This window comes from Azohydromonas australica DSM 1124 (assembly GCF_000430725.1).
Classification (GTDB): domain Bacteria; phylum Pseudomonadota; class Gammaproteobacteria; order Burkholderiales; family Burkholderiaceae_C; genus Azohydromonas; species Azohydromonas australica.
This window is the reverse complement of the sequence record NZ_AUMO01000055.1, coordinates 71,717-77,994: the sequence shown is the minus strand read 5'-3', so window position 1 is coordinate 77,994 and position 6,278 is coordinate 71,717. Positions and strand designations below refer to the sequence as shown.

Below are 6,278 nucleotides of genomic sequence, written 5' to 3'. Positions count from 1 at the left end.
GTGGCCAGCGCCGTGGCGCAGGCCTATCGCAGCGGCGTCTGGACGCGCGTCGAGGTCAGCCGCGCCGACACGCGCGGCGGCCACGTCTACGTGGAGCTCGCCGAGCGTGACGCGCAGGGCGCTGCCGTGGCGCAGGCCCGCGCCATGATTTGGGCGTCCACGGCGGCCGTGATCCTGCCGGCCTTCGAGCGCGCCACGGGCGTGGTGCTGGCCGCGGGCATCAAGCTGCTCGTGCGTGCGAGGCCCACGGTGCACGCGGTCTACGGGCTGAGCCTGGAGATCGACGCCATCGACCCGGAGTACACGCTGGGCGACCTGGAGGCACGCAAGCGCGAGATTCGCGAGCGGCTGCAGCGCGAGGGCGTCTTCGACGCCAACCGGCGCTTGGCCGCGCCGTGGGACTTCAACGCGGTGCTGGTGGTCGCCCCCGAGGGAGCGGCCGGTCTGGGCGACTTCCACGCCGAGGCGCAGCGGCTGCAGCGCTTCGGTGTGTGCCGCTTCGTCTACGCCCACAGCCGTTTCCAGGGCGAAGGCGCCCCGGCGCTGATCCGAAGCGCGCTGCTGCACGCGTTCGACCACTGGGAGCCGGGCTCCTTGCCGGACGCGGTCGTGATCATCCGCGGCGGCGGCGCGGTGAACGACCTGGCCTGGCTCAACGACTACACGCTGGCGCGCTGCATCTGCGATCTTGAGGTACCGGTGCTCACCGGCATCGGCCACGAGCGTGACAGCACCGTGCTAGACGAGGTAGCGCACCGGCGCTTTGACACGCCCTCCAAGGTGGATTGCCGGCATCGAGCAGCTGATCGCCCAGCGGGCCCGGCGCGCCCACGAGCATTTCGAATTCGTGGTCCACACGGCACGCCACCAGTTGCAGCAGGCGCGCCAGGACACGGCACAGGCCGTTGCGCACGTTCGCCTGCAGGCCGTGCAATCCGTGCGACTGGGCCAGCAGCAGTCGCACTCGCTGCTGGGCGAGGTGCGCCACCAGGCCGCGGCCCAGATGGGCGCCGCGCGCCAGGCGGCGCAGCTTCAGCTCGTGGACGTGCTGGCCCAGGGGCGGCACGCGCTGCACACCGCCCGCACTGGAACGCAGGCCACCCTGGATGGTGTGCTTGAACGCGTCGCGGTACAGACTGCCCGGGCCTGCGACAGCGCCTGCCGAGCCTTGGGCGAGGTCGCCGACGGCGCACGCCGGACGCTGCTTGATGCCAAGCAGAGATCGCAAGCGCTGGTGCGCGAGATCACCGGCCAGGGGCCGCACAAGACGCTGGGGCGGGGCTTTGCCATCGTGCGCCGCCCTGGAGGCTCACTGGTCACCGGCGTGTGCGGTATCGCCCCGGACCAGGACGTTGAGATCGAGTTCCGGGACGGCACCGTGACCGCCCGGACGCTGAAGAAGGAACAAGAATGAGTGCCGAGACCTTCCGCGAGAACTACGAGATCCTGCAGCGCCACGCGCAGACCCTGCGCGATCAGGACGAGCCCAACATCGATGACCTGCTGTCTATCGTTACCGAGTCGGTGCAGGCCTACAAGGTCTGCCAAGCGCGCATCGAGGCCGTGGAGAAGGCGCTGGCGCAGGCGCTCGAAGGCTCCGGACTCGACACGGGGTCTGTACAGCGCGGCGAGGACGATGCGGTGCAGGCCGCGCCAGCGCGGCCAACGCGCCCGGCATCGCGCCGCCCGCCCTCCGGCGCAGGCGTCGACGACATGGACGACGACGTGCCGTTCTGAGAGCCGGTGCCGAGGGTCAAGGGCAAGCCCAGTCTTCAGCGCACCACCAGCACCGGGACGCTGCAATGCCCGAGCACCCTTGGCGTTTCGCTGCCCCGCAGCAGCGCGGTCAAGCCGTGCCGCCCGTGCGAGCCCATGACGATGAGATCGCAGCCGTGCTCTGCAGCGTAGCCGCAGATCGCCTCCCAAGGCTGCACCGCCTCGACGGTGCTGCCGCGGCAGGACACACCCGCTTGCCTGGCGGCTTCCATGACGGCCTTGACGCGCTCGGAGGCGGTGCGCTCCTGATCCTCCATAAACTCCTGCGGCGGCGTGGGCTGCAGGTCGGAAACGGCGCCGTAGGGAAACATCTCCTTGGCGCTGAGGGCGTGCAACTCGGCCCCGCAAAGCTTGGCCAAGTCGAGCGCATGGCGCAGGGCCTTGGAGCAGACCTCAGAGCCGTCGGTGGGAAAGAGGATGCGGGTGTACATGCGTTCCTCTGCCAGTAGCTGCCCGTGGTAGGGCGACAAACAAACTATGGCGCAACGGCCTGCCGGACTCGCTAGGCACTTGCCAGAAGCCGGACAGGACCGCCGCGCACCATCTCGCGCAAGGCCGCGATCACCTGCTGCGGTGTTGCACGGTGACCAAACAGCGCCGGGCGTGACTGCACGATGCACAGGACAGCCAGCCGCTCCTCCCGTGATGCGAAGCGACAAGCCTCTTGCAGGGCATCGCCGGGGAACCGCGCATCGGCAAGCTCCACTGCCCGCTCGATAAGAGCGATGGCACGCACGGTTTGCATGGCCTCCCCTCGGATTCCAGGACAAACCGATTTTGCAGTGCAGCATCGCCAGGGCAACAGGCGCATGCTGTGGCGCCCCCAGTTTGCGGGCTCCCTGCTGAGCCAGGCCTTTTGTCACTGCTGCTGTGCCGCTGGAGGGCGGGACAGGAGTGCGGTTACATGGACGTTGCGTCCAGGCGGTAGTCAGCATCTGGCCGGCCTGCCACGCCGAGGTGGCGCGTACCGGGCACTTGCCTAAGTACCCAGCCGATTTGTTTGTACCAGGCCAACCATAGAAAAGTGCCTATCTAGTGTCGTGTCCCGGAAGTAATCGGCATTAGATTTGCCCGTGTAGGTAGTATCTTGCGTGTCGAGGTGCCGCCATGGGTATGGGCAGACCGAAGGCTGAACTGGTGCTCACGGATGAGGAGCGGGCGCAGCTGTTGTCGTTTGCGCGAAGTCGCTCGCTGCCAGCAGCGCTCAGCAGCCGAGCGCACATGATCCTCAGCAGCGCCGACGGTGAGGCCAGCAAGTCCATCGCCCAGCGGTTGAAGATCTCGCAGGCCACCGTGGGCAAGTGGCGCGCGCGCTTCATCGCCTACCGCATCGGCGGGCTGTACGACGACGTGCGCCCCGGTGCGCCGCGCAGCATTGACGATGAGCGCGTGGCACAGCTCATCAACATGACACTGCACACCAAGCCCGCCGATGGCGCCACTCATTGGAGCGTGCGGGCCATGGCAGCCGAGACGGGCATCTCCAAGAGCAGCGTGCAGCGGTACTTCCAGCTCTTCGGGTTGCAGCCCCATCGCTGCGAGACCTTCAAGCTCTCCACCGACCCGTTTTTCATCGAGAAGCTGCGTGATGTCGTGGGCCTGTACCTGGATCCGCCGGACAAGGCGCTGGTGATCTGCGTGGACGAGAAGACCCAATGCCAGGCACTGGAGCGCACGCAGCCGGGGCTGCCCATGGGGCTGGGTCACGTGCAGTCCATCACGCACGACTATGTCCGCCACGGCACCACGACGCTGTTCGCTGCGCTCAACGTGCTCAACGGCGCCGTGCTCACGAGATGCAAGCCGCGCCACCGGCATCAGGAATTCTTGGCATTCCTGCGCGAGATCGATGACGCCGTACCCGCCGAGCTCGACATCCACTGCATCGTCGACAACTACTCCACCCACAACCACCCCACGATCAAGACCTGGATCGCCCAGCGGCCACGCTGGCACATGCACTTCACCCCAACCTACAGCTCCTGGCTCAATCAGGTCGAGCGCTTCTTCGCCGTCATCACCGACAAGGCCATCCGGCGCGACTCCTTTACCAGCGTCAGCCAGCTCATCGAGCGCATTGATCAGTTCGTGGCCTCGTACAACACCCACTGTCAGCCGTTTCGCTGGACTGCCACGGCGGAATCGATCCTGGAGAAGCTGCATCGACTTTGCTCACGAATTTCCGGGACGGGACACTAGCAGGGAGTTTTCCGAGACCCTGATACAGAACTTTTTGCTACCTACTTAGATGGCAGGCAGGCGCAGTTGCTCCTGTCCTGTGGCGGTCTTGTGCGGGCGGCCGCGGCGCGTAGGCGTCGGTTCTAACCCCAGGTCTGCCGGCGTCAACTCGAACGCCCGCATGAGGTTGCGTACCTTCACCAACGCCTCCAGCCGGGCGCCTTCTTCCATCTCGTGCAGTTGGCTTTCGGTATCGGCCAGCTCGGCGCGCAGCTCCGCGATGCGGGCCTTCAGGGATTCACGGGTGGGCTTGGCAACGGGCTTGACCCAGCCCTTGGGCATGTCTTCGGTTTGGTACATGCCACGGATGATGCCGCTTTCCGAGCCTATGGGTGACCCGCATGGACGCCTGGACGAGTGCTGCGCTTCGGGTAGGACCGGGCTGGGGAACGAGCCGGACTGAAGGAGCTTGCCGCTCACGCAGGCCCTCGATCCGGATTGGCCGCCAGACGCGCCAGCAGCCCCTTCACGGCTGCGCGCGCCTGGCACTCCTGCCAGTACAAGCTGCTCAAGTCGCAGGCGCAACGGGTGCCTTCGCTGCCCTGGCGGTCCTCGTGGAACACCGCGGGACCGCTGGCCCCGTTGCCGATGTAGACCGCATCCACAGGGCAGCCCAGGTCCGCCGCAACGATGCTCAGGACGGCGGCATGCCTGGAGGTGAGCGCTTCGTTGACCGGAAACAACCGCTTCACGGGCATACCCTCCACTGCAGGGTGACTACGGTTCGCCGTTGGCGCGGCGGGTGCTGAAATCTCACGGGCAGCCGGCATGCGCCGGCGCGTCGACGATGTACGTCGCGTCACGCGGATCAGCACAGCGTATTCCAATACCCAGCCCCAGCAAGATGCCAGTGCTGCGCCAGCAGTCGCCTCGAAGACGCGGCCGCCTCAACAAGGCGCCAGGCGAGCGTGGTCTCCGCGCCGCACGGCATCCTCGATGGCCGCTGCCGCCACAGCGCCCCGAGGCCCGAGCACGCGCCGCAACTCGCGCAAGGCGGCTGCGAGCTGCTCCACGCAGGCACGACACCACAAGGCCGGCAGCGCCGGATCACGGGCCGTTTGCAGCACCATCCTGGCCATGTGCCGCAGCACGCCAGCCTCGTCGAACACGCCCAGCCGCGCGAGCTTGGCCCCGCCGAGCACGTAGTGCTGGACGCGCTGCGGCTCGCCGGCATGCCGCGCGCGGCGCACGTCTTCCTGCAGCGCCTGCCATCGCTGCAGGAGCTGCTGCACGGGTCCTGGCATGCGCGCGGCCACGGCCTGCAGTGCAAGGGCATTGACCGTGCACAGGTGCGCGTGGTGGAGCGGTCCGCCGCTGGCAGGGTTCAATAAGATGAGATCGTTCACTGCGACGTTTGCGGGTTTGCAGAAGTTGCAGGATCAGGACGCCAGGCGCTGCACCAGCACGGCACCAATGCGCGGTGCCGGCCTCAACCAGCGCTCAGGGCGCCCAGCGCATCGGGCCTTGGTCCAGCACCGCGGTACCTCGACTTGAAGGTACCGAGGCGCCAGCAGCTACGGGCCGGGGGCGAACCGGAAAAAGAGCGGGCGGCAGCCGAAGCTGCGCGGGACGGGAAAAGAAGCCCGGGGAAAAAGAGGAGTAGTCAGCCCGGTCCGCTGTGTCGCCCTGTAAACCTCGACGGCACTGCAGTTGCGCCTGCAAGCACCGTGGAAGCCATGGTGGTGGCGAAGAATTAGGCGAGGCTTAGGCAGCCGGCCTCGCCGGCGACGGGCTTGGTAAAGATGTGCAAGGCTCATGGAGGCGCCCCAAGGGATAGAAGAAGGGGCGGCAGCGCCGTGGCTGCGCGGGATGGGAAGTCGGAGGAGGAGGCAGGCGTGCCCCACCCCGCTGTGAATCGCCCTTCAAAAACCTGTTCGACCTGTTGGCTGCCGTCAAGGCACCGTGCGCCGCCGCACCGGCGGCACCGGGGCGGTGCCTGGGGGTGGATGCTGGGGCGCTTCGCCTGTCTGTGGCGGCTGGCCCAGCCCCCCCGCGCAGCCGCTCGTACATGTCCGTGAGCGTGGCACGCAGGTCCTCGCCCGGTACGTCGCGCAGTTGCCCGGCCAGGGCGTCCAGCGTGTCGGAGTCGCCCTTGTCGGCCGCGCGCTGCATCTGCTCGGCAAACGCATCGGCGTCGAAGCCGCGGCGGGCCGGCGGTGGCGGCGCCATCGACCGGGCGGGCGCCGCTGCCGTAACTGCACGCTCTGGTGTCGCTGCGGCAACCGCCACTGATGTCCTGCCCGGCTGCGCCGGCATGGCGTCCA

Annotated in this window: 8 protein-coding genes and 1 pseudogene; 4 read left to right on the top strand and 5 right to left on the bottom strand. The window is 67.6% G+C overall.

The window, feature by feature from the left end; genetic code table 11:
* The 3 genes and pseudogenes from H537_RS56255 to xseB all read left to right on the top strand — a co-directional run.
* Positions 1-771: pseudogene (locus H537_RS56255) on the top strand (exodeoxyribonuclease VII large subunit); the annotation flags it as partial.
* Between the two features lie 76 nt (positions 772-847).
* Complete coding sequence (locus tag H537_RS56250; protein WP_259375226.1) at positions 848-1,414, top strand: exodeoxyribonuclease VII large subunit; 567 nt, start codon at positions 848-850, stop codon at positions 1,412-1,414.
* Entirely contained in the window at positions 1,411-1,737 is a 327-nt protein-coding gene (gene xseB / locus H537_RS55510; RefSeq protein ID WP_156901588.1) for an exodeoxyribonuclease VII small subunit, read from the top strand. The genes H537_RS56250 and xseB overlap by 4 nt, the downstream gene beginning before the upstream one ends.
* A 35-nt stretch (positions 1,738-1,772) precedes the next feature.
* On the opposite strand, the gene H537_RS0110025 is transcribed toward xseB, so the two are convergent.
* Positions 1,773-2,207: a universal stress protein gene (locus tag H537_RS0110025; RefSeq protein ID WP_028997811.1), complete on the bottom strand. Its 435-nt coding sequence runs from the start codon at positions 2,205-2,207 to the stop codon at positions 1,773-1,775.
* Between the two features lie 71 nt (positions 2,208-2,278).
* Positions 2,279-2,521: a hypothetical protein gene (locus H537_RS0110020; protein ID WP_028997810.1), complete on the bottom strand. Its 243-nt coding sequence runs from the start codon at positions 2,519-2,521 to the stop codon at positions 2,279-2,281.
* 362 nt (positions 2,522-2,883) lie between these two features.
* Here H537_RS0110020 and H537_RS0110015 point away from each other — a divergent pair, with 362 nt between their 5' ends.
* Positions 2,884-3,975: an IS630 family transposase gene (locus H537_RS0110015; RefSeq protein ID WP_028997809.1), complete on the top strand. Its 1,092-nt coding sequence runs from the start codon at positions 2,884-2,886 to the stop codon at positions 3,973-3,975.
* A gap of 45 nt (positions 3,976-4,020) precedes the next feature.
* Here H537_RS0110015 and H537_RS0110010 read toward each other — a convergent pair whose 3' ends face one another.
* The 3 genes from H537_RS0110010 to H537_RS0110000 form a co-directional block, all read right to left on the bottom strand.
* Positions 4,021-4,434 (bottom strand): hypothetical protein, encoded by a 414-nt coding sequence (locus tag H537_RS0110010; protein ID WP_156901587.1) that lies wholly within the window; start codon positions 4,432-4,434, stop codon positions 4,021-4,023.
* Positions 4,431-4,706: a hypothetical protein gene (locus tag H537_RS0110005; RefSeq protein WP_156901586.1), complete on the bottom strand. Its 276-nt coding sequence runs from the start codon at positions 4,704-4,706 to the stop codon at positions 4,431-4,433. The genes H537_RS0110010 and H537_RS0110005 overlap by 4 nt, the downstream gene beginning before the upstream one ends.
* A 195-nt stretch (positions 4,707-4,901) precedes the next feature.
* Complete coding sequence (locus H537_RS0110000; protein ID WP_156901585.1) at positions 4,902-5,360, bottom strand: hypothetical protein; 459 nt, start codon at positions 5,358-5,360, stop codon at positions 4,902-4,904.
* Positions 5,361-6,278: the final 918 nt, after the last annotated feature.